This window comes from Sinorhizobium numidicum, assembly GCF_029892045.1.
In the GTDB taxonomy this organism is placed as follows: domain Bacteria; phylum Pseudomonadota; class Alphaproteobacteria; order Rhizobiales; family Rhizobiaceae; genus Sinorhizobium; species Sinorhizobium numidicum.
Map to the genome: position 1 here is coordinate 757,600 of NZ_CP120368.1, position 24,918 is coordinate 782,517.

General features: G+C 60.3%; 26 protein-coding genes and 1 tRNA gene. 19 read left to right on the forward strand and 8 right to left on the reverse strand.

All coding sequences use genetic code 11. The annotated features are described in order from the left end of the window. Positions 1-112 precede the first annotated feature (112 nt). Entirely contained in the window at positions 113-3,517 is a 3,405-nt protein-coding gene (locus PYH37_RS14695; protein ID WP_280735664.1) for an ATP-binding protein, read from the reverse strand. A 228-nt stretch (positions 3,518-3,745) separates the two neighbouring features. On the opposite strand from PYH37_RS14695, the gene PYH37_RS14700 reads away from it, so the two are divergent. After that, positions 3,746-4,195, forward strand: coding sequence for a phasin (locus PYH37_RS14700; protein ID WP_280735665.1), 450 nt, complete (start codon positions 3,746-3,748; stop codon positions 4,193-4,195). Between the two features lie 142 nt (positions 4,196-4,337). Then, a tRNA-His gene (locus tag PYH37_RS14705) sits at positions 4,338-4,414 on the forward strand. A 21-nt stretch (positions 4,415-4,435) separates the two neighbouring features. On the opposite strand, the gene PYH37_RS14710 is transcribed toward PYH37_RS14705, so the two are convergent. Beyond that, a complete protein-coding gene (locus PYH37_RS14710) occupies positions 4,436-5,317 on the reverse strand; it encodes a LysR family transcriptional regulator (RefSeq protein WP_280735666.1) in 882 nt (293 codons plus the stop codon). A gap of 113 nt (positions 5,318-5,430) precedes the next feature. Here PYH37_RS14710 and PYH37_RS14715 point away from each other — a divergent pair, with 113 nt between their 5' ends. Then, positions 5,431-6,927, forward strand: coding sequence for a CoA-acylating methylmalonate-semialdehyde dehydrogenase (locus PYH37_RS14715; RefSeq protein ID WP_280735667.1), 1,497 nt, complete (start codon positions 5,431-5,433; stop codon positions 6,925-6,927). Positions 6,928-7,047: 120 nt separating this feature from the next. Here the strand turns inward: PYH37_RS14715 and PYH37_RS14720 are convergent, their stop codons facing one another. After that, a complete protein-coding gene (locus tag PYH37_RS14720; RefSeq protein WP_280735668.1) occupies positions 7,048-8,091 on the reverse strand; it encodes a Fe(3+) ABC transporter substrate-binding protein in 1,044 nt (347 codons plus the stop codon). Between the two features lie 190 nt (positions 8,092-8,281). Here PYH37_RS14720 and rirA point away from each other — a divergent pair, with 190 nt between their 5' ends. From rirA to PYH37_RS14765, 9 genes are all read left to right on the forward strand, one after another. Further along, the gene (gene rirA, locus PYH37_RS14725; protein ID WP_280735669.1) at positions 8,282-8,746 is read left to right on the forward strand and encodes an iron-responsive transcriptional regulator RirA; all 465 of its coding nucleotides are present in this window, start codon (positions 8,282-8,284) and stop codon (positions 8,744-8,746) included. A 549-nt stretch (positions 8,747-9,295) separates the two neighbouring features. Continuing rightward, positions 9,296-10,891 carry an ABC transporter substrate-binding protein gene (locus PYH37_RS14730; RefSeq protein ID WP_280735670.1) on the forward strand — a complete coding sequence of 532 codons (1,596 nt, stop codon included), beginning with the start codon at positions 9,296-9,298 and terminating at the stop codon, positions 10,889-10,891. Between the two features lie 109 nt (positions 10,892-11,000). After that, positions 11,001-12,005 (forward strand): ABC transporter permease subunit, encoded by a 1,005-nt coding sequence (locus tag PYH37_RS14735; protein WP_280735671.1) that lies wholly within the window; start codon positions 11,001-11,003, stop codon positions 12,003-12,005. 10 nt (positions 12,006-12,015) lie between these two features. Further along, a complete protein-coding gene (locus PYH37_RS14740; RefSeq protein WP_280735672.1) occupies positions 12,016-12,924 on the forward strand; it encodes an ABC transporter permease subunit in 909 nt (302 codons plus the stop codon). 1 nt (position 12,925) lies between these two features. Beyond that, the gene (locus PYH37_RS14745) at positions 12,926-13,780 is read left to right on the forward strand and encodes an ABC transporter ATP-binding protein (RefSeq protein WP_280735673.1); all 855 of its coding nucleotides are present in this window, start codon (positions 12,926-12,928) and stop codon (positions 13,778-13,780) included. Beyond that, positions 13,777-14,601, forward strand: coding sequence for an ABC transporter ATP-binding protein (locus tag PYH37_RS14750; protein WP_280735674.1), 825 nt, complete (start codon positions 13,777-13,779; stop codon positions 14,599-14,601). The genes PYH37_RS14745 and PYH37_RS14750 overlap by 4 nt, the downstream gene beginning before the upstream one ends. 203 nt (positions 14,602-14,804) lie before the next feature. Then, complete coding sequence (locus PYH37_RS14755) at positions 14,805-15,149, forward strand: RidA family protein (RefSeq protein WP_280735675.1); 345 nt, start codon at positions 14,805-14,807, stop codon at positions 15,147-15,149. A gap of 353 nt (positions 15,150-15,502) precedes the next feature. Next, complete coding sequence (locus tag PYH37_RS14760; protein WP_280735676.1) at positions 15,503-15,673, forward strand: hypothetical protein; 171 nt, start codon at positions 15,503-15,505, stop codon at positions 15,671-15,673. Between the two features lie 125 nt (positions 15,674-15,798). Then, on the forward strand, positions 15,799-16,929 hold the full coding sequence (locus PYH37_RS14765) for an AI-2E family transporter (RefSeq protein ID WP_280735677.1): 1,131 nt from the start codon (positions 15,799-15,801) through the stop codon (positions 16,927-16,929). A gap of 30 nt (positions 16,930-16,959) precedes the next feature. Here the strand turns inward: PYH37_RS14765 and PYH37_RS14770 are convergent, their stop codons facing one another. Continuing rightward, a complete protein-coding gene (locus tag PYH37_RS14770; RefSeq protein WP_280735678.1) occupies positions 16,960-17,757 on the reverse strand; it encodes a response regulator in 798 nt (265 codons plus the stop codon). Between the two features lie 183 nt (positions 17,758-17,940). Here PYH37_RS14770 and PYH37_RS14775 point away from each other — a divergent pair, with 183 nt between their 5' ends. Beyond that, positions 17,941-18,135, forward strand: coding sequence for a NepR family anti-sigma factor (locus PYH37_RS14775; RefSeq protein ID WP_280735679.1), 195 nt, complete (start codon positions 17,941-17,943; stop codon positions 18,133-18,135). Between the two features lie 247 nt (positions 18,136-18,382). Here PYH37_RS14775 and PYH37_RS14780 read toward each other — a convergent pair whose 3' ends face one another. Continuing rightward, entirely contained in the window at positions 18,383-18,631 is a 249-nt protein-coding gene (locus tag PYH37_RS14780) for a YMGG-like glycine zipper-containing protein (protein ID WP_280735680.1), read from the reverse strand. 457 nt (positions 18,632-19,088) lie between these two features. Between PYH37_RS14780 and PYH37_RS14785 the strand changes: the two genes are divergently transcribed. Both PYH37_RS14785 and PYH37_RS14790 read left to right on the forward strand, forming a co-directional pair. After that, on the forward strand, positions 19,089-19,469 hold the full coding sequence (locus PYH37_RS14785; RefSeq protein WP_280735681.1) for a hypothetical protein: 381 nt from the start codon (positions 19,089-19,091) through the stop codon (positions 19,467-19,469). A gap of 17 nt (positions 19,470-19,486) precedes the next feature. Next, entirely contained in the window at positions 19,487-19,684 is a 198-nt protein-coding gene (locus PYH37_RS14790) for a CsbD family protein (RefSeq protein WP_280735682.1), read from the forward strand. 189 nt (positions 19,685-19,873) lie between these two features. On the opposite strand, the gene PYH37_RS14795 is transcribed toward PYH37_RS14790, so the two are convergent. Further along, positions 19,874-20,035, reverse strand: coding sequence for a hypothetical protein (locus PYH37_RS14795; protein WP_280736704.1), 162 nt, complete (start codon positions 20,033-20,035; stop codon positions 19,874-19,876). A 258-nt stretch (positions 20,036-20,293) separates the two neighbouring features. Between PYH37_RS14795 and PYH37_RS14800 the strand changes: the two genes are divergently transcribed. From PYH37_RS14800 to PYH37_RS14810, 3 genes are all read left to right on the forward strand, one after another. After that, positions 20,294-20,458 (forward strand): DUF1328 family protein, encoded by a 165-nt coding sequence (locus PYH37_RS14800; protein WP_280735684.1) that lies wholly within the window; start codon positions 20,294-20,296, stop codon positions 20,456-20,458. A 276-nt stretch (positions 20,459-20,734) separates the two neighbouring features. Next, positions 20,735-21,988, forward strand: coding sequence for an NAD(P)/FAD-dependent oxidoreductase (locus PYH37_RS14805; RefSeq protein WP_280735685.1), 1,254 nt, complete (start codon positions 20,735-20,737; stop codon positions 21,986-21,988). A gap of 178 nt (positions 21,989-22,166) precedes the next feature. Continuing rightward, positions 22,167-22,412 (forward strand): hypothetical protein, encoded by a 246-nt coding sequence (locus PYH37_RS14810; protein WP_280735686.1) that lies wholly within the window; start codon positions 22,167-22,169, stop codon positions 22,410-22,412. A gap of 20 nt (positions 22,413-22,432) precedes the next feature. On the opposite strand, the gene PYH37_RS14815 is transcribed toward PYH37_RS14810, so the two are convergent. Together PYH37_RS14815 and PYH37_RS14820 are read right to left on the reverse strand one after the other, a co-directional pair. Then, on the reverse strand, positions 22,433-22,984 hold the full coding sequence (locus PYH37_RS14815) for an MgtC/SapB family protein (RefSeq protein WP_280735687.1): 552 nt from the start codon (positions 22,982-22,984) through the stop codon (positions 22,433-22,435). Between the two features lie 98 nt (positions 22,985-23,082). Beyond that, positions 23,083-23,448 carry a hypothetical protein gene (locus PYH37_RS14820; RefSeq protein ID WP_280735688.1) on the reverse strand — a complete coding sequence of 122 codons (366 nt, stop codon included), beginning with the start codon at positions 23,446-23,448 and terminating at the stop codon, positions 23,083-23,085. A 298-nt stretch (positions 23,449-23,746) separates the two neighbouring features. On the opposite strand from PYH37_RS14820, the gene PYH37_RS14825 reads away from it, so the two are divergent. Beyond that, positions 23,747-24,889, forward strand: a complete 1,143-nt coding sequence (locus PYH37_RS14825) for a fumarylacetoacetate hydrolase family protein (RefSeq protein ID WP_280735689.1) — start codon at positions 23,747-23,749, stop codon at positions 24,887-24,889. The last annotated feature ends 29 nt before the right edge of the window (positions 24,890-24,918 follow it).

A 24,918-nucleotide genomic window follows, 5' to 3' on the forward strand; every position in this document is an offset into this window, starting at 1 on the left:
CGGCCGCCCGTGCGGCAATCTTCATGCGTCCGGCAGGACGCAGGCGCTGTGTTCCCTGCCGAGCCAGCAAACTGGTTTCTGCAGGTCAACATTTCCTTTACAGCATTCGTCCTTAATTCGCCAAGACGCGTTGTGACGGGAAGGATATTTCCACCAATGTGCCTTCGTTCTGCGCCGAGCTGATCGCGAACTGGGCACGGTTCGCCTCCGCCATCGCCTTCGTCAGCGGCAGGCCAAGGCCGGTGCCGTCGCTGCGCTTGCGCCCGCCGGTCGTCACCTGGCGGAAGGGCTTCATCGCCTGATCCAGCTCGCTCCGAGTCATGCCGATCCCCGTGTCGCGTATCCGAAGGATGACGCCTCCATTGGCCTCGTAGGATGTCGACACGACGATCTGCCCGCCCGATGGCGTGAAGCGAATGGCGTTTGCCAGAATATTCAGCGCGATCTGCTTGATGGAGCGGCCATCGGCCACGACCTCCGGCACCGAAGCCGAAAGCGAGGTGCGGATAATCACGCGCTGGCTGTTGGCCTGCGGCTGCACCAGCGATACCGCCTCGGAGACCGCGTCGTTGAGATCCACGGCGCTGAAATCGAGATCCATCTCGCCGGCCTCGATCTTCGAGATATCGAGCAGGTCATTGACGATATCGAGGACATGCCGGCCCGACCGGCCGATATCGCCCGCGTATTCAACGTAACGCGGGTGGCCGGCAGGGCCGAAATGTTCGCTCGCCATCATATCGGAAAAGCCGATGATGGCGTTCAGCGGCGTGCGGATCTCATGACTGACCCTTGCGAGGAATTCCGTCTTGTGGGCGTTTGCCGTCTCGGCCGCCCTCTTGGCGTTGCGCAGTTCTTCCTCGGTCCGCTTCCACTGGGTGATGTCGCGTATCACAGCGCAATAGCCGTTGGAGGACGAAAGCCGCCCGATCGTCATGAACAACGGGATGAAGCCGCCGCCCGCTTCGCGGCCGATCACTTCGCGACCGTCATTGAGGACGCTCGCGACGCCATGGCCTGAGAGCCCCTGGAGATAGTCGATTACCGCCTTCTGGCTCTCATGAGCGAAGAGCGCGCCAAAAGGCTTTCCGCGGATCTCGTCCTCATCATAGTTGAAGAGCGCGCTTGCCGACCGATTCATAGTACGCACATCGCCTTCCTGTCCCAGGATCACGACGCCGTCGGTGGCAGTTTCCAGGATCGAGCGAAGCTCGTCGATTTCCATGCGAAGGCGGGTTTCTTCCTTTGCCGCGGCGTCTCCGTCCTCCGCCTCGTTTTCGGCGATGCTCCCGCTTACCGGGGCGAGCGCAAGCATGAGCGCGCTTTTGCCCTCCCAGCGGATCGAGTGCAGATGTGCACTGACCGATGTGAGTTGGCCGTTCTCGCGGATCAACGTCATCGTTCCGTCCGGCTGCTCCTCGCCGGCTTCGTCGCCGTGTGCGAAAAGGGCTTCGATACCACCTTCGCGTGCGAAGGCTTCGAGGTCTTGATAGCCCGTCAACCGCAGGAATTCCGGATTGGCATGCAGCAGCTGGTCGCCATGGTGGACGAGCAGTCCCAAAGGCAGTCTGTCGAGAATCTCGCTGCTCATGCTGACAGCCGTGCGCGCGGCGGGGACGGCCTCGTCATCGGCTGCCGGCGTGGCATCGTCTTGCGCGACCGTCGTCTCGGGTTCGCCCGCTTGCGTGCCGTCCGCCGACGCTACTTCGGTGGGAGTTGCTTCCTGTGCCGGCGGCGCTGTGGTCACCGATTGGCCGCTGTCTTCACCCTCCGCGGGTGCCTCTGCCGCAGGGGTACCGAAATGCTCGCCGAGCTGCCTCGCGATTTCGCGGAAGGCTGCCTGCTCGCCTCGCGTCAGCGACGCGGAAGGCCTGCGTTCGTGGAGTGCGATGACCTTGTCGGTTGACGGACGTTCCGGCGTATCGACAACGCGAAGTGCCGGCTGTTCGCCGCGGAAGGGATCTTTCGACGCGGCCGGCGCCGCCGGATCGCCGGACACCATTTCCGGCGCTTGCGGCGTGTCGGAGGCAGCCGCATCCGAGTCGAGTTGCGTCGCCACCTCATCGTCGGCGCGCCCCGCGATCCTATCCTGCCCTTCCGTATCCGATGGGATGCTGTCTTGCTGGGGAAGCGCGAGCCCGCCGAGAGCTAGCCCATTGGCCTTTTCGTCCACGATGGCGTCTGCGAGCCTGACGATGCCGAAGCCACGGAAGCCGTCGAACTCGCGCGACCGCGAATAGGTGGGAAGGGCGGCGAGATCGACCGGCACCTTGAGGCTGGTGCCTTCGACCGGCCAATAGATCGTCTTGCCGGACCAAGTGTCGCGACGATGGAGGAGCTCGTTGATCTTGTTGTCGGGGTCGAGGTCATAGCGGGCGGCGAGGTCGGCAAAGGTCACCCCGATGACGTCGGCCGCTTTCGGGCCGACCGCGGACGCGAACTCCTCGGAGATTTCGCTGAAACATCCCTCCGCGTCGATCTTCCAGACGAAACGGACGGCACGCCCGCCAGCCGCGAACGCAAAGTCCGAAGCTGTCCGGTCTGCCTCTGCCGTCGGATTGACCGGTTCGGATTCGGGAAGTTCCCCGCCTCGCGCCGGTTCCGTGGCCGCTTCGTCGCCAGCCTCCAGCGTCAGTTCGTCCTGCGTATTGGCGGAGCCACTCGGCGTTTCTGGCTCGCCCATCGAATCCGTATCTGCTGCCGAGGCGTCCGTCGAAATCTCCTGCGTCGGCGCCTCGGCGGGCTCTTCCGGCTCGGCAGGCGGGGAAGCATCGTCTGGCGTCTCCGCTTCTACGTTGTCGCTCGCCAAGGGCTCGTTCGTTGCAGTCGGCTCCTGGCCATCAGCTTCCTCGAGGAGAGCCTCCACCGCAAAGAGAAGGTGAAGTGCCGGATGGTCGGAAATCTTGCCGATCGCAGCCGGAAGCTCGCCCTTCTCGGTCGCGACCGGACGCTTGATCAAGCGGTCCTCGTCGCGCGTTACGGCTGCGACAAGGCTCCGGCGAGTCTCTGCCGGAAGCCCCAGGCCGTCGAAGCCCGGCGACTGGGCAATGATCGCTCCGTCGCTGTCGAGCACGGCCATGTGCGTGCCAGGGCCGTCGAGGCCGGCGATCATTCGGGCGGCACGGTCTTCCGTCGAAAGCGCCTTGCCGTTATCCGGGACAGTGAAGAGAATGCCGTCTTCACCGGGCCGAATGCGGACCATCTCCACGGTCGCATTGAGCGGGAGCCGCCGGAAACCGGCCGCTATGCGGATCAAGAGCTGCCGGCGATCGCCGACGGCCGTGAGCTGCGCCGCGGCCGCGCGCAACTGGCGAAGCGAAAGGTCGTTCGGGTTCAGCGCCGTATCGATGAAATCGTAGACAGAGGCCGCGCCGAACAGGTTCGCCCCCTGATCGTTGGCCCATAGCACGCGCGCGAGATCCTTCGAAAACAGGACGGATGCGTCCCCCCGGGCAAAATGCTCCCGGACCCGTGCATGCACGGCAATGTCGATGAATGGGTACTGTCTCGCGGGCATGGGCAGGCCTATTGACGGATCGCTTGCGCGTTAACACTATATTAATACCCGGCCCACCTGCGAGGGTCCAGCAATGGCTCCCGGTCGGCAACGGCTTTCGACGCGCAAGGTTAATGGCAGGGATTTGTGCGTTGCACAATTATGTTGCATTGCACAATGAAATCGATTATAGAATGCGCAGCAAGCAACCGGCGCCTCTGAAGAGGGCCACACCAAGGAGCGCATACCATGGCTACCAAGAAGACCGACGACGCATTTTCGCTTTCCTCTTTCGACCCGGCCAAGTTTGCCGACAGCTTCCGCGATTTCGCCGAAAAGGGCGCTGCGCAGTCGAAGGAAGCTTATGCCAAGATGAAGACGGCCGCCGAAGAGGCGACGAAGACGGTGGAAGCCACCGTTGAGAACGCTCAAGCCGGCACCGTCGAGCTCGGCCTCAAGGCCATCGATGCGCTGCGCACCAACGCCGAAAATTCGCTGTCGCATATGGAAGCGCTGCTCGGCGTCAAGTCGCTTTCGGAACTCGTCGAACTGCAGACCGCTTTTATCCGCAAGCAGGCTGAACTCGCCGTCGAACAGGCCAAATCGATGCAGGAAGCTACGAAGAAGGTCGCCGAAAACGTTGCCAAGCCGGGCAAGGATGCCGCGGAAAAGGCAATGTCCAGCCTGAAGAAGAGCTGATCGGCAAGACTGCCATCTTCAATCTGATCGCAGGGACCGGATGGCTTGCCATCCGGTCTTTTTGCTTGATAATCTTAAGTTAAGGCTTGCAAATCATCGGCACTGCCCGTATGTGAGCCGCCAAGCGACGTGGTCGCGGCGTGCGGTTGTAGCTCAGTTGGTTAGAGCGCAGGTTTGTGGCACCTGAGGTCGGTGGTTCGAGACCACCCAACCGTACCATTTCTCTTTTTCATGCCCAGTTCACATAAAAACCTGATGCTCCGCCGTCACCAGTTCCTGCAGGAATGAGACGACGGTGCGCACCCGCACCAGATCGCGTGCGCTCTCGTGATAGGTCGTCCAGTAGGCGCGCCGGATCGTCGTCTCCGGCAGCAGCCGCTTGAGCTCCGGATATTGGCGGGCGATGTAATTGTGCAGGATGCCGATGCCGGCGCTGGAGCGGACCGCCTCGGTCTGTCCGGTGGCGCTGGAGATCTCGAAGGAGGCGTCCCAGCTGCGCATGATCTCGGCGGAGAAATTGAGCGAGGGCGTGAAGATCAGGTCCTCCACATAGCCGATCCGGCGATGGTTTTTGAGGGCGTCGATCGTCTGCGGCGTGCCGTAGTGGTCAAGATAATCCGCCGATGCATAGAGCCCTAGTGTATAATCCGTAAGCTTGGACGAGACGAGACGCCCCTGTTCCGGCCGTTCGATGGTGATGGCGATGTCGGCCTCGCGCTGCGACAACGAGAAGGATCTGGGCACCGGAACGAGTTGGAGCTTGAGCTCAGGATAGCGCGCCGTGAGTGCCCCGAGGCGCGGCGCCAGGAAGGAGACGCCGAAGCCGTCGGGGGCGCCGATGCGTACGGTGCCGGCGATCGCCGTGTCGATCCGTCCGATCTGCGACTGCGCCGCGAGCATTTCGGTTTCCATGCGCTCGGCCGCTGCCAGGAAGACCTCGCCTTGGGCGGTCAGTTCGCAGCCACTGGGACGACGGACGAGAAGCCGCGTCCTCAGCGTTTCTTCCAGCGCCGTGACCCGGCGGCTGAGGGTGGCATGATTGATGCCGAGCCTCTTCGAAGCGGCGAGGATCTGGCCCGTTCGCGCCACAGCGAGAAACACTCTGACATCGTCCCAGTCCATGTTGTTACTCTGAGGCTTCGATTTTTGCACAACGGTTCCTGAATATCGGAAATTGAATTGTTTAAATCGTAGTGCCATCATGCGCCCGAGATCAAGACCAGGAGGAACACTCGATGTATGAGATCGGACATTTCATCAACGGCGAGCGCGTCGCCGGCAAGAGCGGGCGCACAAGCAACATCTTCAACCCCGCGACCGGTGAAGTTCAGGGCACCGTGGCGCTCGCAAGCGATGCGGAACTCGCCGCAGCCGTCGAAAGCGCCAAAGCCGCCCAGCCGAAATGGGCCGCCACCAACCCGCAGCGCCGCGCCCGCGTTTTCATGAAGTTCGTCCAGCTCCTGAACGAAAACATGAACGACCTGGCCGAGACCCTTTCCCGCGAGCACGGCAAGACCATTGACGACGCCAAAGGGGACGTCGTTCGCGGTCTCGAAGTCTGCGAATTCGTCATCGGCATTCCGCATCTGCAGAAGAGCGAGTTCACCGAAGGCGCGGGGCCGGGCATCGACATGTATTCGATCCGCCAGGCTGTCGGCATCGGCGCCGGCATCACCCCGTTCAATTTCCCCGCCATGATCCCGATGTGGATGTTCGCGCCGGCGATCGCCTGCGGCAACGCCTTCATCCTGAAGCCGTCGGAGCGTGATCCCTCCGTGCCGATCCGTCTTGCCGAACTGATGATCGAAGCGGGCCTGCCTGCCGGCATCCTCAACGTCGTCAACGGCGACAAGGGCGCGGTCGACGCGATCCTCACGCATCCGGACATCTCCGCCGTCTCCTTCGTGGGCTCGACGCCGATTGCCCGCTATGTCTATGGCACGGCAGCGATGAACGGCAAGCGCGCCCAGTGCTTCGGCGGCGCCAAGAACCACATGGTCATCATGCCGGACGCCGATCTCGACCAGGCGGCGAACGCCCTGATCGGAGCCGGCTACGGTTCCGCCGGCGAACGCTGCATGGCGATTTCGGTGGCCGTGCCAGTGGGTGAGGACACCGCAAACCGGCTGATCGACAAGCTGGTGCCGATGGTCGAGAGCCTGCGCGTCGGCCCCTATACGGATGAAAAGGCCGACATGGGTCCGGTCGTCACCAAGGAGGCCGAACAGCGCATCAGGAGCTTGATCGAGAGCGGCATCGAGCAAGGCGCGAAGCTCGTCGTCGACGGCCGCGATTTCAAGCTGCAGGGCTATGAGAACGGCCATTTTATCGGCGGCTGCCTATTCGATCACGTGACGCCGGATATGGATATCTACAAGACGGAGATTTTCGGCCCGGTGCTCTCGGTCGTGCGTGCAAAGAATTACGAGGAGGCCCTGTCGCTGCCGATGAAGCACGAATACGGCAACGGCGTCGCGATCTACACCCGTGATGGTGATGCCGCACGCGACTTCGCCTCCCGCATCAATATCGGCATGGTCGGCGTCAACGTTCCGATCCCGGTTCCGCTCGCCTACCATTCGTTCGGCGGCTGGAAGTCCTCCTCCTTCGGCGATCTCAACCAGCACGGCACGGACTCGATCAAGTTCTGGACCAAGACGAAGACCATCACCTCCCGTTGGCCTACGGGCATCAAGGATGGTGCCGAGTTCTCGATCCCGACGATGAAGTAACGGGATAAAGATCCTCCCTCCACTCGGGCCTCCTTCGGGAGGCCCTCTTTGTTGCATCGGCCCACAAACGAAAACAGCGGGCTCGCGCCCGCTGTTTCGTATTATCTGTCTACCTGCGTATCAGTCCTGCGGACCGTCGTTGTAGCCGACTTTGTCCACCAGTTCCGATGCCTTCTTGCGGTTTGCCGCGATCTCGGCAAGCGGCAGCGTATCCGGCTTGATCGCTCCGAAGGACTTGACGACGTCGGACGGCTCGGCGCCCGGCAGGACCGGATATTCGAAGACCTGCTCGGCGTAGATCTTCTGGGCTTCGCCCTCGGACAGGAATTCCATCAGCTTGAGCGCGTTCTCTTTGTTCGGCGCGTTCTTCGCAAGCGCCATGCCGGAGATGTTCACATGCGTGCCGCGGTCCTTCGCGTTCGGGAACAGGACCTTGATGGCGGCGGCCCATTCCTTTTGCTCGGGCTCCTTCTCATTGGTCATCATCAGGCCGACGTAGTAGGTGTTGCCGAGCGCGAGGTCGCATTCGCCGGCGAGAATGGCTTTCGCCTGATCGCGGTCGCCGCCGTCGGGCTTCTTGGCGAGATTGTTCTTGAGACCCGTCAGCCATTTTTCCGTCTCAGCCTCGCCGTGATGCGCGAGCATCGAGGCGAACAGGCCGATATTATAGGAGTGCTGGCCGTCGCGGGTGCAGATCTTGCCCTTCCATTTCGGGTCGGCAAGTTCCTCATAGGTAATATCGTCCTCCGTCACGCGCTCCTTCGAAGCGTAGACGACACGGCCGCGCGTGGTCAGGCCGAACCAACTGCCGTCCGGATCGCGGAAATGGGCGGGAATGTCCTTGTTGATCGTCTCGTTAACGACCGGCTGCGTCACGCCGGCGTCCTTCGCCTCCGTCAGGCGGCTGATGTCGACGGTCAGGATGACATCGGCAGGAGAATTCGCGCCTTCCGCCTGGATACGCTCGACCAGGCCCTTGTCGAGGAAGAGCACATTGGTCGTGATGCCGGTCTTCTTGGTAAAGGCGTCGAGCAGCGGCTGAATGAGATCAGGCTGGCGATAAGAATAGATGTTGACTTCGCCATCTGCCCGGACCGATGCAGTAGAGGCAAGAATGGTTGCCGCCACGGACAGGGTGCCGATCAGCGCTTTTGAGACGTGCATGGTGTTCTCTCCATTTTCATGCTTATAACTTAACTATGTCGGTCATATTTCTGACTTCGGTGCGCCTGACAGTCAACTGCGAAACGGTGAAGATGAGCACGGCCGCAAGTTTTTTGCGTTTTTGGAATTGTTCCAAACTATGATCCATCCTATATGATGAAGAACGAATTTTTCGATTCCGGAGTGAACTATGCGTCTGACGAAGCAAACAAACTACGCCGTTCGCATGTTGATGTACTGCGCTGCGAATGGTGAGAAGCTCAGTCGCATCCCCGAGATCGCCAGGGCCTACGGTGTCTCCGAGCTGTTTTTGTTCAAGATTTTGCAGCCGCTGACCAAGGCGGGCTTGGTCGAAACGGTGCGTGGCCGCAATGGCGGCGTACGGCTGCCGAGGCCGGCTTCGGAGATCAGCCTTTTCGACGTCGTGAAAGTCACCGAAGACAGTTTTGCCATGGCCGAATGCTTCGAGGCAGGCGAGATCGACTGCCCTCTGGTCGACAGTTGCGGCCTCAATTCCGCATTGCGCAAGGCGCTGAATGCTTTCTTCGAAGTGCTTCAGGGCTACTCGATCGACGACCTGGTCAAGGCCCGGCCGCAGATCAATTTCCTTCTGGGTATCGAGGAAACGGCACGCCCGCAGACCTCCGCGGCCTGAACGCCCGAGCTGCTGTACGGCCGCTGCTGCGTTTGCGGTAGCTATTCCCTTAGATAAATCGATCACTGTCGGACCGATTTCCGATCTGTCGAGCTGGAAATCCGCTCAGCCGCTTCACTGAAAGCTGCTTCCCTATCGCCGCTAGACCAATTGCGTCCGACTAAGCACGTCAAGCCTCTTGATGGGTGGCGGTGCACGAATTCACCGTGTGTTCCGGGGCTGAGACTATCAGGCGACCTCGCCGGCTGTGCTTCCCAGCCGCGACGGCGAGGTCAGCTCAGCATGGCCGGAATTGTTGAAAAAAGCGCCACAACCAGCCTTAATGGGCAGCAACCGACGGTCAGCATGGCCGACCGCGCCGGCCGTGTTCGAAAATAGTGGAAAGCTCGGCTCGGTTCTACTTGCGGAAGAATTTTTCGCATAGACAAATTTCTGAAGTGACTTATTGCATTGCGACGCCAAATGTCGTTCCATCCGCCCTTGACCGGGCGGTAAACGTCCGCGTCAGGAAGAATACGAGAACAAAAAACAAATCTGGGAAGCAAGCTCATGAAAAAGCTCACTACTCTCTTCGCAGCGACGGCGCTCGCCACGCTGATGGCCGGCGCCGCCTGGTCGAAGACGTTCGTCTATTGCTCGGAAGGCTCGCCGGAGGGCTTCGACCCCGGCCTCTTTACCGCCGGCACCACATTCGATGCCGCCGCGCACACCGCGTATAACCGTCTGCTGGAGTTCAAGAAGGGCACGACCGAAACCGAGCCGGGTCTTGCTGAAAGCTGGACGATTTCGGACGACGGCCTCGAATATACTTTCAAGCTGCGTCCAGGCGTCAAGTTCCAGACCACCGAATACTTCACGCCGAGCCGCGATTTCAACGCCGACGACGTGATCTTTTCGCTCGAGCGTCAGTGGAAGTCCGACCATCCGTGGCATGGTTACGTGACAGGCGGGTCTTGGGAATATTTCTCCGGAATGGGTCTGCCGGAAGTACTCGAGTCGATCGAAAAGGTCGACGACATGACGGTCAAGATCAAGCTGAAGCGCAGGGAAGCGCCATTCCTCGCCAATCTTGCCATGCCCTTCGCCTCGATCATGTCCAAGGAATATGCCGATAAGCTGCAGGCCGAAGGCAAGATGAACCAACTGAACCAGATGCCCTTGGGCACCGGTCCCTTTGCCTTCGTCGCCTATCAGCAGGATGCGGTCATTCGCTACAAGGCGCATCCGGATTACTGGGGCGGAAAGCAGAAGATCGACGATCTGGTCTTCTCGATCACCACCGATGCAGCCGTCCGCTTTCAGAAGCTTAAGGCAGGTGAGTGCCACCTGATGCCCTACCCGAACGCGGCCGATGTCGAAGCGATGAAGGCCGATCCGAACCTCAAAGTGATGGAACAGGCCGGCCTCAATGTCGCCTATCTCGCCTATAACACGACGCAGCCTCCGTTCGACAAGGTTGAAGTCCGCAAGGCGCTGAACAAGGCGATCAACAAACAGGCGGTCGTCGACGCCGTCTTTCAGGGGCAGGCTACCCCGGCTACGAACCCGATTCCGCCGACGATGTGGTCTTACAATGATGCCATTGAAGACGACACCTACGAGCCGGAAGTAGCAAAGAAGATGCTTGAAGATGCCGGCGTCAAGGATCTGTCGATGAAGCTCTGGGCGATGCCGGTCGCGCGGCCGTACATGCTGAACGCACGTCGCGCCGCGGAACTGATGCAGGCCGACTTCGCAAAGATCGGCGTCAACGTGGAAATCGTCTCTTACGAGTGGGCCGAATACCTTGAGAAGTCGAAGGCGAAAGACCGCGACGGTGCGGTGATCCTCGGCTGGACGGGTGATAATGGTGACCCGGACAACTTCCTCGACACGCTGCTTGGTTGCGATGCTGTCGGTGGAAACAACCGAGCCCAATGGTGCAACAAGGAATTCGATGATCTAGTGACGAAAGCCAAGGAAACGTCCGACGTCGCTGAGCGCACCAAGCTCTATGAACAGGCGCAGGTCGTGTTCAAGCGCGAAGCGCCATGGGCAACGATCGACCACTCGCTCTCTATCGTCCCGATGCGCAAGAACGTTGAAGGCTTCGTGCAAAGCCCGCTCGGCGACTTTGCTTTCGACGGCGTTGATATTGTAGAGTAATCTGACCAACTGACCGAAGGGGGCGTTTGCGGCTGGCGAGCGCCCCTCTTCGTTTTTTGCCAGCGCTGCCGCTCAGCGAGACCGCGGCGATGATGGCATGAGGTTTAACATGTTCCGATTTTTCCTGGGGCGATTGGCGGTCCTGATCCCGACCTTCATCGGGGTCTCCATCATCGCCTTCTCCTTCATTCGCCTTCTTCCTGGCGATCCTGTCGCCCTTCTTTCGGGCGAACGCGTGATGTCACCGGAGCGGCACGCAGAGATTTCACATCAGTTGGGCTTCGATCGGCCCATCGTTGTTCAGTATCTCGATTATCTCTGGGGTGTCCTGCAGGGTGATTTCGGCCTTTCGATCGTCACCAAGAGGCCGGTTATCGATCAGTTCTTCGAGCTCTTTCCGGCGACGGTCGAGCTTTCGCTTTGCGCCATCATCTTTGCCGTTGTTCTCGGCATTCCAGCTGGCGTCATTGCGGCGATCAAGCGCGGCTCCTTCCTGGACCAGCTCATCATGGGTACCGCTCTCGTCGGCTTCTCCATGCCGATCTTCTGGTGGGGTCTGCTGCTGATCATCGTGGTTTCCGGCATCCTGCAGTGGACGCCGGTATCGGGCCGTATCTCGCTGATGTTCTTCTTCCCGTCGGTCACTGGCTTCATGCTGATCGATTCCTTGCTGTCGGGGCAGGAGGGGGCTTTCCAATCGGCTTTCAGCCATCTCATTTTGCCGACGATCGTTCTTGGAACGATTCCGCTTGCGGTGATCGCACGTCAGACGCGCTCGGCGATGCTCGAGGTGCTGTCGGAGGATTATGTTCGGACCGCACGCGCCAAGGGACTCTCGACCTTCCGAGTGGTGGGGATACATGCCCTGCGGAACGCCATGATCCCGGTGATTACCACTATCGGCCTGCAAGTTGGCGTCATGCTGGCGGGTGCTATCCTCACGGAAACGATTTTCTCGTGGCCAGGCATCGGCAAGTGGCTGGTGGATTCCGTTTTCCGCCGCGACTACGCCGTCATTCAGGGCGGACTTTTGATCATTGCCGGCGTCATCATGCTGGTGAACCTCGCCGTGGACTTGCTCTACGGTCTCATCAACCCGCGTATCCGGCACTGAGGAGGGCGACATGTCTGAAGCAACAGCAACCAGCCCCATTTCGACCGACCCATCTCGCCGAGCAAGACTAGCCGAGTTTTGGTTTTACTTCGCCGAGAACCGGGGCGCGGTCATGGGACTTGTGTTCTTCGTGTTTCTGGTGCTGCTCGCACTATGCGCTCCGCTGATTGCCCCGCACGACCCGAGCATCCAGTTTCGCGAAGCCGTTCTGGTGCCGCCGTTCTGGGAGGAAGGCGGGCGCGCCGACTTCCTCCTCGGTACCGACGCCGTCGGGCGCGACATGCTTTCCCGTCTCATCTATGGAACGCGGTTTTCTCTGTTCGTCGGCGTCATCGTGACGACGCTGTCCTTGGTCGGCGGGATATTCATCGGCGTCATCGCAGGTTATTTCCGCGGATGGGTCGATACCGTCATCATGCGGCTCATGGACATAATCCTGGCCTTTCCGTCGCTGCTGCTGGCGCTGGTGCTGGTCGCCGTCCTCGGCCCGGGCCTGACCAATGCGATGATCGCTATTGCTCTCGTTTTCCAGCCGCATTTCGTCCGCCTGACCCGGGCAGCCGTGATGACCGAGAAGACGCGCGACTACGTCGTCGCGGCCAAGGTGGCCGGCGCGAGCCACCTGCGGCTGATGTTCAAGACGATCCTGCCGAATTGCATGGCGCCGCTGATCGTTCAGGCGACGCTGTCGTTTTCCAGCGCAATCCTCGATGCTGCGGCGCTCGGCTTTCTCGGTATGGGCGCGCAGCCACCGACACCGGAATGGGGGACAATGCTTGCGGAAGCACGCGAATTCATCCTGCGAGCATGGTGGGTCGTTACCTTGCCCGGTCTCGCCATTCTCGTGACCGTGCTGGCAATCAATCTGATGGGCGATGGCCTGCGTGATGCTCTCGACCCGAAGCTGAAGAGGTCCTGATATGGCGCTTCTCGAAATTGAGAATCTGGTCGTCGAATTCCAGACGGCAACCGGCCCGTTCCGAGCCGTCGACGGCGTCTCGCTCAAGGTTCATGAGCGCGAAGTGCTGGCAATCGTCGGAGAATCAGGCTCGGGCAAATCGGTGTCCATGCTTGCGGCGATGGGGCTTCTGCCCTGGACCGCGAACGTTACGGCTGACAAGCTCACCTTCAACGGGCGGGATCTGTTGAAGATGTCGCCGCCCGAGCGACGCAAGATCATCGGTAAGGAAATCGCGATGATCTTCCAGGAACCGATCGCCAGTCTCAATCCCTGCTTCACGGTGGGCTTCCAGATCGAGGAAGTCCTGCGCATTCACATGGGGCTCGACAAAGCGGCGCGGCGTAGGCGCGCAGTCGAACTTTTCAAAGCGGTCGGCATTCCCGACCCCGAGGAGCGGCTCGGCCACTATCCGCATCAGATGTCGGGCGGGCAGTGCCAGCGCGTGATGATCGCCATCGCCATTGCGTGCAATCCGAAGCTTCTGATCGCCGATGAACCGACGACAGCGCTCGATGTCACGATCCAGAAACAAATACTGGACCTGTTGATGAGGTTGCAAGCCGAGTACGGAATGGGCCTCATCATGATCACTCACAACATGGGCGTCGTTGCAGAAACGGCCGATCGGGTGGTCGTGCAATACAAGGGTCGCAAGATCGAAGAAGCGGACGTGCTGTCGCTGTTCGAGTCGCCGAAAAGCAACTATACCCGCGCGCTTCTCGCCGCGCTCCCGGAGAACGCGACGGGCGACCGGTTGCCGACCATTTCCGAACTCTTCAATGACCAGCAGATCCTCGAGGGAGCCGCTCGATGACCCATGTTCTCGAAGCCAGGAACCTGGTGCGCGACTATCACGTTCCCGGTAGCCTTTTCAAAAAGGCCCGGACCGTTCACGCGCTGAAAGGCGTCAGCTTCACCGTTGATGAAGGAAAGACACTGGCGATCGTTGGCGAGAGCGGTTGCGGCAAGTCGACGCTTGGACGCATCATCACGCTGATCGATCCGGCGACCGCAGGCGAGTTGCTGATCGAGGGAAAGAAGGTCGACATCGCAAGAGACGGCCTGACGCCGGAGATGCGTCGCAAGGTGCAAATAGTCTTCCAGAATCCCTACGGCTCACTGAACCCGCGTCAGAAGATCGGCGATATCTTGGCAGAACCGCTGATCATCAACACCAAGGCACCGGCCGACGAGCGGCGCGAGCGTGCCATGGCGATGTTGAAGAAGGTCGGTCTCGACGAGAAGCACTATAATCGCTATCCGCACATGTTCTCCGGCGGACAGCGCCAACGCATCGCAATTGCGCGCGCGCTGATGCTCAACCCGCGGCTCCTCGTGCTCGACGAACCCGTCTCCGCGCTTGATCTATCCGTGCAGGCGCAGGTGCTCAATCTCCTCGCAGACCTCCAGGATGAGTTCCAACTGACCTATGTCTTTATCAGCCACGACCTGTCGGTGGTGCGCTACATTGCCGACCATGTGATGGTGATGTATTACGGCGAGGCGGTGGAGTATGGCAGCCGCGACGAGGTTTTCGCCGACCCGAAGCACAGCTACACCAAGACACTGTTTGCCGCCACTCCACGCGCTGACGTTGCCAGCATCAAGGCTCGCCTTGCCCGAAAGGCCGCGTAGCTTCCCCGGCCCCGCCGCCCCATCATCGGCGGGGCGACTTATCGCCCGTGCGGTAAGGCGCAAGTGTTTGGACAGCTCCTTGGACTCGTTTCGCCTTTAGTGTAGAGCTTCGTCGCTGCCATTTACTCCTCGCCTTTCGGCAGCGGACAAACCCTATTTGGCTGGACGAAATATGTTCGGCCCAACCTTCAGGAACGACGATTATGGAAATCAAGCGCTTCGAAACCGGCCCGCGAATGAGCCAGGCCGTGGTCTATAACAACACGGTTTACCTGGCCGGCCAGGTCGGCAATGCCGGAGATGACGTCGTCACTCAGACCAAGCAGGCACTGGCCGAAGTTGACCGTCTGCTTGCGCTCGCCGGCACAGATAAGACGCGCATTCTTTCCGCAACGCTCTGGCTTGCCGACATGGCGGATTTCGCCAAGATGAATTCCGTTTGGGACGCCTGGGTGCCCCAGGGCCATACGCCCGCCCGCGCGACCGGCGAAGCCAAGCTCGCAACGCCGGAATACCTCGTCGAAGTCATCGTGACGGCAGCACTCTAAGTTCTTTCTGCCAGCCGCTGGAGCGGGACAGGAAGCCTGTAAGCAGTGTGCGCCCATCCTGCTGCAACGCCTCGGAGCCGGTCTCGGCCAGCTTGGTCTATTCAAGCGAAATCATCGCGATGCGACGCAGGCTGATACCGTCTGCTCAACGCCGCTGGGCTCTGTGCCCGGCGGTTTTTTTGGTCTCCGCTACTGCATCTATCCTTAAATCGGAACCGACTTAAGGATAAAAACATGCAGCAATTCAAAGTGTTTACAGCGATCTTTGTGACGCGCGGCGGCGTAGTGCTTCCGTCAGGAACCAATCTCATCTTTGCACGTTTATCGCTCATTCCGCATGTGGAGGAATGAACATGCTCTACTGGCTGCCACGGCTTTGCTTGGTTTTGCTTGCCGGGGCGGTAATCGTCTTCGGTCTCGTCCCGCAGACGTCGGAGGGTGTGGCCTATACTTTGCTGATAATCATTCTGGGCTTGGGGCTGCTCTCCCTGACGCTCCACATATTCCCGCCTGAGAAGCATTGAGTGTGGGCGCGATGCGGCTTGCCGAGCTACGGCGTGTGTTCACGGCGGCGCGGTGTCTTGCGGCGGCGTTTTGTGCACCGTCGGAAGAGTGCTGGGTCGATGGGTTCGTTTGACGAAGGATACCGATGGACACGGCAAGGCGCATAGCGGCTGCCCGCAGCCGCAAGCGGGATGCTGAGAAAGAGATCGCCTTGGCCAAGGCGTCGAAGACCGCTGTGCGAAAACGCGACGGAATTGACCTGCTCGTTGCGTGGAGCGTAATCGGCCTGTTTGTGGTCGCCAGTTCTGCAGCCGTCTATTCGATGGAAGCGATCCTGATGCCGGTCACCCTTGCGATCATCGTCGGCATCGTTCTCGGCCGGGCGGCCGATGAATTGGCGCGATTCGGTCTCCCTCCGTTATTCGGCGGCCTGTTGCTGGCGCTCTTCTTCGTTCTTGCGCTGTCGTCGCTGGTGAACGCTATTCTCGGCCCGATAACCGAGGTCGCGCGCGAGGCGCCGCGGTTGGCAGAAGGCGTCATGAAGCGGATACTGCCGTTCATCGATCGTTTCGAATGGGTGGAAATGGCATTGGCCCGTGGCGCCGGTGAGGATGCATTCGCCGATGTCATCGTAGAGAACGCGGGGCCCCTGATCGGGACGGTTGCGGCGAGCGTGACGCCAGCGCTCATCCAGACGCTTATCTTCCTGGCGGCGCTCGTCCTTTTTTTGCTCGGCCGCGTTCAATTGCGCACCACTATCATTCTCGCGTTTGCCACTCGCGAGGGCCGCCTGAGCGCGATCCGAGTCATGAACGCTACCGAGGATGCGCTTGCTCAATATTTTTCAACGGCAAGTTTGATCTATTTGGCGCTGGGCGCGTCGACCATGGTGATTGCGCTCGTCGGCGGGCTTACAGTACCCCCACTATGGGGGCTCTTCGCCTTCGTTTCCAGCTTCATTCCCTACCTCGGCGTGACCTTCATGACCCTGTCACTACTGGTCGGCGGCCTTATGACGCACGACTCGCTGTCTCTGGGGATCGCGCCGGCTGTCGCCTTCTTCCTCCTTCATCTCGCCATGGAAAATCTTGTCGTGCCCGCAGTTCTCGGCCGCCGCTTTGAAGTCAATCCGTTCTTGATCTTCGTGGCGATCATCTTCTGGACGTGGATGTGGGGTGCCGTCGGAGCGATCCTCGCCTTGCCTCTTTCGCTGATTGCAATGACCATTTTCGAACAGATGCGTGAGCCACCGCCGGAACCGCAACTGCCCGGTTGAGATGCAGCCACTCGACCGACTCATTCGGCCCTAGCGATCGCCCGTGCGCGCGTGCTCGTCGAAGAACAGAGCCTGACTGATCAGTGCCTTTACCATCTCCGGATTGAAAGGCTTGGTTACCAGAAAAGCCGGCTCCGGCTTCCTGCCCGTCAGCAGTCGCTCCGGGAAGGCGGTAATGAAGATCACCGGAACAGAGGTATGGGTAAGAATGTCGTTAACTGCGTCGATGCCGGAACTGCCATCGGCAAGTTGAATGTCCGCAAGAACCATCCTTGGTGATGTTTCGTGGTAGAGAGCGAGAGCCTCGTTGCGGGTGCGGGCGATCCCGGTGACCCGGTGACCGAGGCTTGTCACCATATCCTCGATGTCCATGGCGATCAGCGGTTCGTCTTCGATGATCATGATGTCCGTCGTCACCTGACGCGAAATCTCTTCCGAAGCGCTGGCAAGGAGCTTGGAAAAGGCGCCTTGGTCGACTGCCATGATCTCGGCCGCTTCGCTCGGCGAAAACCCTTCAACGGCAATCAACAGAAACGCCTGTCGGGGCGCCGGCGAGATAAGCGCCAGATTGGCTGCGGCGTTCTGCTCCCAGGCGTAAGGCGAGGTAAGGCTCGATCGGTCGACGTCCAACTTTTCGAACAGCGAACAGAACAGCTTATAAAGGCTGATTCGGTCGCTGGACGCGGCAGGGAACAATTCGATGTCGTCGATCAACGCTTCGAGGACAGCGGCGACATAGGCATCGCCGGCCGCCTGCGAGCCGGTGACGGCACGGGCATAGCGCCGCAGATAGGGCAGGTGGGGCGCAATCCTTGTGGAAAGTGACATTTAGGCCTTCCTAAACTATTGTGCGGTATGGTCCGCGTCTTGCGGACCATGGACGTGCAGCCGGATACGTCAATGGAGCACGTCTTTCGCATTATGAAAAGTCTTGAGCGAGCAGATGACGGGATATGGATTGAGAACGGCCGCGAGAGGGGGACAGCGCGCCTCCGCGCACGGGACTGGAAAATGAACGAGTCATTGAGAGGGCCTGGCGCGCGCGGTGCGGCTGCCGGCCGCGTTCAGAAAACGGATCCCAACGCCCGGATCGCTTCGAAGCTGAAGATGCTTTATCAGGCGCTGGAGAACGAGCCCGTTCCGCAACAGTTTATCGAGCTCCTCGAACGTCTTGACCAAGCGGAGAGAGCGCAATCACGCGATTGATGGCTGGTGTCGTAGCGGCTGTTGGCGCCACACCGCTGCACGATCTTTGTGGTTGGCATCACGTAGCATGATGCAGCGGTCCATACAGCGCCGCGCGTTTTTTTAAGACGCGCAAACGCCATTGTAACATTGTGAATAGTACACAAGTTTGTCCTTAAATCGGCTCCGATTTAAGGAATTGCGCAGTACTGCATCTCCGGAAAGACGCACAGCGCCCGGGTTCCTTGTGGGATCGGTCGCGTTTCGATCAGCAAGCCGCGGTATAGCGGCGTCCGTAGCGGTCGCGGTAGATGCAGCGGCCAGGTTCGCTTGCACTGCCGATGAGAGCGCCGGTGGCGCCACCGACTGCTGCACCGACGGCAGCTCCCCTGACATCGTTTGTTACGGCCCCGCCGATAATTCCGCCAGAAGCGGCGCCGATTGCCGCACCTCTCTCCGTTTGCGTGCAGGCCGCCAAGGGAAGAACAAGGCTTGCGACGACAAGTATCTTCTTCATGATGCGTTCCTATCTCAGGTTGGGTTTAAGGATTGTGGGAAATGGCAAACGGTGCCGCCCGATCGGTGAAACGCCGACCGGCCGACAGGAGTGGGCGAAATCACGCACCGGGGGTAATCTCGGTGATGCTCACGATCGCCGCGTATTTCTGCGATTGCTGGGATACTCGTAATAGGCGCACCTGAGGCTCGCATTCCCATCTCCCATGGACATGGCCGCCGCCGCGGCGCTTGTTATTGCTGCCAAAACGCCGATTGCCGACTTTTGTTCCGCGCCTCCGGCCCGCGGCGCGCGCGATGGTTGCCGGTCGGCCCTGTTTCGGTCCGGGCACCGACCGTCGGCGGATGGAGCCGGCGACATTTGCATCAGCTTTCCAGAATATTTCTGATCTTCGCTCAGGAACCGGCGACGGGTCTGTTCCGTTTTCTTCCTCACGTAAGCGTTGAGGAGCACGCAAATGGAACATGTTGCGGCCATCATGATCCTCGTCGGCTGCATGCAGGGCGCTATGGCCTGCCGCGAGGTGCCGTCGCCGGTCGTTGGTTTCGAGACCGCCAAGGAATGCCAGGCGTTGCTTTCGCCTGCAGTGGAGGAAGTCGGCAAGGTGTTCAAGGAAGCCTATGGCAAGTGCGCCCCTGTCGATCCCGCCCTGTTCGTCGAAAACGTGGTCATCGAATGGGAGGTCACCTCCGCGCGGGAGCTCCAGGTCCAGATAATCCCCGAGGAGGAAGCGCCCTACGCCATTGCTGAGCGTGGTCTGCGGCCGACCCCTCCAACTGAACCTTCAACGATCTCGCCTCGGCGATCCGGCCTCGGCTGGGCAGTCTCGAACCCATAGACGGAAAGGAAGAGGCAATGAACTGGGATATGATCGAAGGCAAATGGAACGAGTTCAAAGGCAAGGCGCAAGTGCAGTGGGGCAAGCTGACGGATGACGATCTCGACATCATCAACGGCAGCCGCAAAGAGCTCGCGGGGCGCATCCAACTGCGTTACGGAATTGCCAAGGATGAGGCCGAGCGCCAGATCGACGAGTGGGTGTCGCGTCACTAGCGCGGGATGAGGAAAAGTGTGCGCGGTTTTCCGCCCGCATCCCGCGCTAACTTATTAGAATCGATCACGTTCATGATTTTAGGTCGATCCGACCTAAAATCATCGTGATCTAGCGCGTGAGGACAAGAATCGCTCCCGCCAGGGCCTGGCGGGCGCGCGCTTGCGCATGTGGCGAAGGCCCTTGATGACCTACCTGCGAATTTTGCGTTCGGCTTTCTCCAACTCCTCGAGCAGGCCCTGAAGTCGCGCATTGAGCTTTTCTTCCGTATGCATCTGAAGATCACGGATGGTTCTGCCGATATGCAGATTATGGTTGCGGAGATCGGACTTCTGCCGAGCACTGTCGGTCACCGATTTCCATATATGTCGCGAGGGGATCTTCATTTCATTCCCGAGAAGCCTGTTACCGAAACAACGCCAACCCCTATCGAAGGTTCCTGGCCAATTTCGTTGTGGCGTCTCGATTTTCGAATGTTTTCGTTTTCGTGGTTAACCGACGGTTTCCACTCGTGAATTACTGAGCCGTCTCGCAAGGAAAGTGCTTGCACTGGAACAAAGGCGAGACGCCGTGCGTTTCGATTCCCAGCAACGTACGCAAGGAGATTAGAAATGCTCTATTATGCGCTCGTCTTTTTGATCATCGCCATTATTGCCGGTATTCTCGGCTTTGGCGGTATTGCAGGCGCTTCGGCCGGCATTGCTCAGATCCTATTCTTCTTGTTCCTGATACTCCTGGTAATTTCGCTCGTGGCAGGCTTTATTCGCCGAACGTGAGGCAGCGAGGGTCAGCGAGCTCCGATGGCAGCGGGAGAAACCTGCGCGGCCTTCCGCTATAATTCGTTAGAATCGATCGCATTTACGATCTTGACTGGTTAGGCGGAAATCATTGCAAGCCGGGGCGGAGCGATCAGCTTTGCCCCTTTTCCATTTTCGCGTGACACTCTGTTCCCTTGCTCCGGCCAATGCGCTTGGCTATTCATGCGGCGACACCCGCCTCACACGTCAGAACAGGCGCGGCGATGATTTCGAGCGGGTAGCGGGGCAGCGGATATGAAGACTGACATAGTGGTTCTTGGCGCCGGCATTGTCGGCATTTCCGCTGCCATCCATCTGGCGCGACGCGGTAAGTCGGTGGTGCTGCTCGATCGCCGCGGGGCGGGAGAAGAAACGTCCTATGGCAACGCGGGCCTCATTCAGCGCGAGGGTGTCTTTCCCTATGGTTTCCCGCATGATTTCGGCGCTCTTTTCCGCTACGCGCTCAACAACACCATCGATGCCAGCTATCACTTTCGTGCATTGCCCGGGCTCGTGCCCTTCCTGGTGCGATACTGGTGGCATTCCGGATTCACCCAGCACCAGAGGATTGCGCATCTTTATGCGCCGCTCATCGAGAATTCGATAGCCGAGCACAAGGATCTGATCGAAGCATCCGGTGCGGGCGAGCTCATTCGCAAGGACGGCTGGATGAAGGTGTTCCGCACGGAAAAAGAACGCGACGCCGCGTACAAGGACGCCGAAAAGCTTTCCGCGGCATTCGGTGTCAATCATCAGAAGCTTTCGACCAGCGAGATGAAAACCATTGAACCGTCTATTCAGGTCGAACTCGCCGGCGGTCTGCGCTGGACGGATCCCTGGTCTATCCGCGATCCGCACAGTCTCAACAAGGCCTATCTCGACTATTTCCAGTCGCTTGGTGGCCGGCTCGTTTCGGGCGACGCGGCAACACTTGAGCATATTCTGGAAGGTGCGGGCTGGCGCGTGGCTACACCGGAAGGCCCGCTGGAGACCCGCGAGGTCGTGGTCGCCCTCGGCCCCTGGGCAGACACGGTGACACGCAAGCTCGGTTACCATTTTCCTCTCGCAGTCAAGCGCGGCTACCATATGCATTACGGCGTGCAGGACGGTGCCCAGCTCAACAACTGGGTGCTCGACGCCGAGAGGGGCTATTTCCTGGCGCCGATGCTGCGCGGCATCCGCTTGACGACGGGCGCGGAATTCGCGCTTCGCGATGCGCCGAAGACACCGGTGCAATTGACCCGCGCGGAACGGGTGGCGCGCGAATTCTTCCCACTGGCCGAACGGCGCGACGAGGAGCCGTGGATGGGGGCGCGGCCCTGTACGCCGGACATGATGCCGATCATCGGCAAGGCCCCGCGGCACGAAGGCCTCTGGTTTGCTTTCGGTCACGCGCATCATGGCATGACCCTCGGCCCGGTCACCGGCCGCGCACTTGCAGAAGCGATGACGGGAGAGAAGACCGTCATCGACATCGCTCCCTATCGGCCGGAGCGGTTCCTCGCCTGACAGACAGACTGGCTCCATCGAGAGACGGCGGCCATGTGCCGCCTTTTTCGTTTTTCGCCGGAACCAAAGCGGCGCCCGGGTGTTTCCCGGATGGCTGAAGCAGGGGGGCTCGGTCCGCTGACGGATGTCCAGCGAACCGGCTTCAATGCGGAAGCGCCGCGGGAGGAGCTTCATATCCATGAGCAAGCAGACGATCGAATTCGCCGGCGAGGCCGTCGGTGCGCTGATGCCCGATAACGGCCAGTTGCGTTTTGTCGCCGTCAAATACAGCGTCTGGCCGCTGGATGGCCGGCTGTTCGCCACCCCGGAGGATGCCCGCAAGGCCATTGCGACCTTGCATGTTCTTCGACAATGGGGGCCGCCCAGTGCGACTCCCTCTCCCGCCGGTCGGATCATCGGTCCGTCCTTGCAAGGATCGGCTTAGTCCCTGCACCAATTTTTCCGCTATCGTTCTCTCGAACCGGCGGCAACGCTGTCTTCAGGACGTTTGGCGGTACTGTTTTCGCCCGAGGGTTCCGGCACCTTCCATTGCAAAGCAACTTCCAAACGGCCGAGGATGAAAAGCACGATCAGGCTGGCGCCGGTGGCGAAGGCGGCGATCCACCAGAAACCGAAACCGATCGATAGGCCGACAGCACCGGCGAGCCACATGCCGGCGCCGGTCGTCAACCCTTTGATCTCCCCCCTCGAAAACACGATCATGCCGGCGGCAAGAAACGCAACGCCGGCCGTGACCGCCTCGACGACACGGATCGGGTCGATGCGGACTTCCGGGCCGGAAAGGCTCACCATATGCACGCTTTCGACCGCGACCACGGCAAAGATCGAAGAAGCGAGGCTGACGAGAATATGGGTTCTGAGGCCGGCGGGGCGCTGCCGCTTTTCCCGTTCGATGCCGATGAGCGCGCCGAGCAGGATGGCGCCGCAGAACCGCGCGAAGATCACCGGATAGGGGGTCCGCGTTGCAACAAAAATATCAGCGACGATCTGGTCCATGAACGGTGAAACCCGATCGGAACGTCCGACCTGCTCGCATTATAGCGCGGAGGCGGGAAAAAGCTCTCCCCGCTCTCCGAAACGCTTGGTGACCGCGCCTATTGCGCCGGAGGGCTCTGCGGCTGCGGAGCCGGCGTTGCCGGTGTTTGCGGGGCCGGCGGAGTCTCGGGTGCCGCGGGAGTCGTCTCTGTGGCCGGCGGTGTTGTTGGCTCGGCGGCCGGCGGCTGAGTCGTCGTAGACTGATCGGACGTTGCCGGAGGCTGAGTAGTATCCTCCGCGTCCCTGGTCAGTTCGGCCGGCAGCCAGGCTATCAGCGCGAGCACCAGGCCGGCGAGAAGAATGATCAGCAACGGCCAAGTGCTGCGGCCCGACCATGCTCGGCGCGTCTCGGTCTCTCGCGGTGTCGGCTGTCCGGTCGCGGGATCGATCGGCGGTCTTTCCTTGAACTCTTCAGGCTGAGTCATCGCATTAACATCCTTTCTGGCCATCATCTGTTGCCGACAGCATTTGTCGGTATCCGACTCCCTAAATCAGCGATGACTGAAGGAGGGACACAGGGCCATCGCAAGTATAGTTGCGACCTCGCCGCAGCCAGATAGACCCACGGCGAAATATTAAACGCTCAAGAACTTGCAAGGTTCCGTTGCACCGGTTGCGCGTGCACAATTTGTCTATGAAAGGTGCTTTACAGATGGGCATTGTACCTGCGAGAACTCGAGTAGGATGCGGCGAAGACGCCGTACGAGGAGCGAGTGACAGAAAATGACTGACGCATATGAGACCGGAACCTTTGTCGGACGAGTTTGGCGGCCGGATGTCGCCGGACCGAGCCTGGTGGTCGTCAAAAATGGCGAATTGATCGACATCACGTCGAAGGCGGTGCCGACGATGCGCGACCTTCTCGATCTTGACGATCCCGTAGCGCATGTTCGCTCCGCTCCGGGCGAAGTGCTTGCTCCTCCGGCGGCTGTCATGACCGCGGCGGAACAGAGGGGCACGGACGAACTGCATTTTCTCGCCCCTTGTGACCTGCAGGCGGTGAAGGCCTGTGGCGTCACGTTCGCCCGCTCGATGATCGAACGTGTGATCGAGGAGCGCGCCGCCGGCGACGCGGCGCTGGCCGAGGCAATCCGTGGCCGCGTCACGGCGATCATCGGAGACAGCCTTAGAAACCTGAAGGCGGGGTCCTCCGAGGCGGCGGACGTCAAGGCGGCGCTGATCGAAGAGGGCCTCTGGTCGCAGTACCTTGAAGTCGGGATCGGTCCCGATGCCGAGGTCTTCAGCAAGGCGCAGCCGCTGTCGGCGGTCGGCTGGGGCGCGTCGGTCGGGCTCCACCCCATTTCGCGCTGGAACAATCCCGAGCCGGAAATCGTCGTCGCAGTTGCCGCCGACGGGCGCGTCAAGGGCGCAACGCTCGGCAACGACGTCAATCTGCGCGACGTCGAAGGGCGCTCCGCGCTGCTTCTCGGCAAGGCCAAGGACAACAATGCCTCCTGTGCCATCGGTCCCTTCATCCGCCTCTTCGACGAGACCTATTCGATTGACGACGTGCGCAATGCCGAACTCGATCTCTCGATCGAGGGGATCGACGGCTTTCGCCTGAAGGGCGCGAGCAGCATGCGGGAAATCAGCCGTGATCCGCTCGACCTCGTCGCCCAGACCATCGGGCCGCATCATCAATATCCGGACGGGCTGATGCTGTTCATGGGAACGCTGTTCGCCCCTGTCGAAGACCGTGGCGAGCCGGGCCAAGGCTTCACCCACAAGCTCGGCGACGTCGTGACGATTTCGAGCCCTGCGCTCGGCAGTCTGACCAACACCGTGCGGCTTTCCACCGAGTGTCCGCCATGGACTTTTGGTACGGCCGCGCTGATGCGCAATCTGGCGCGGCGCGGCTTGCTTTAGAACGAGCGTGGTCCTTGCAAGCATTGCAA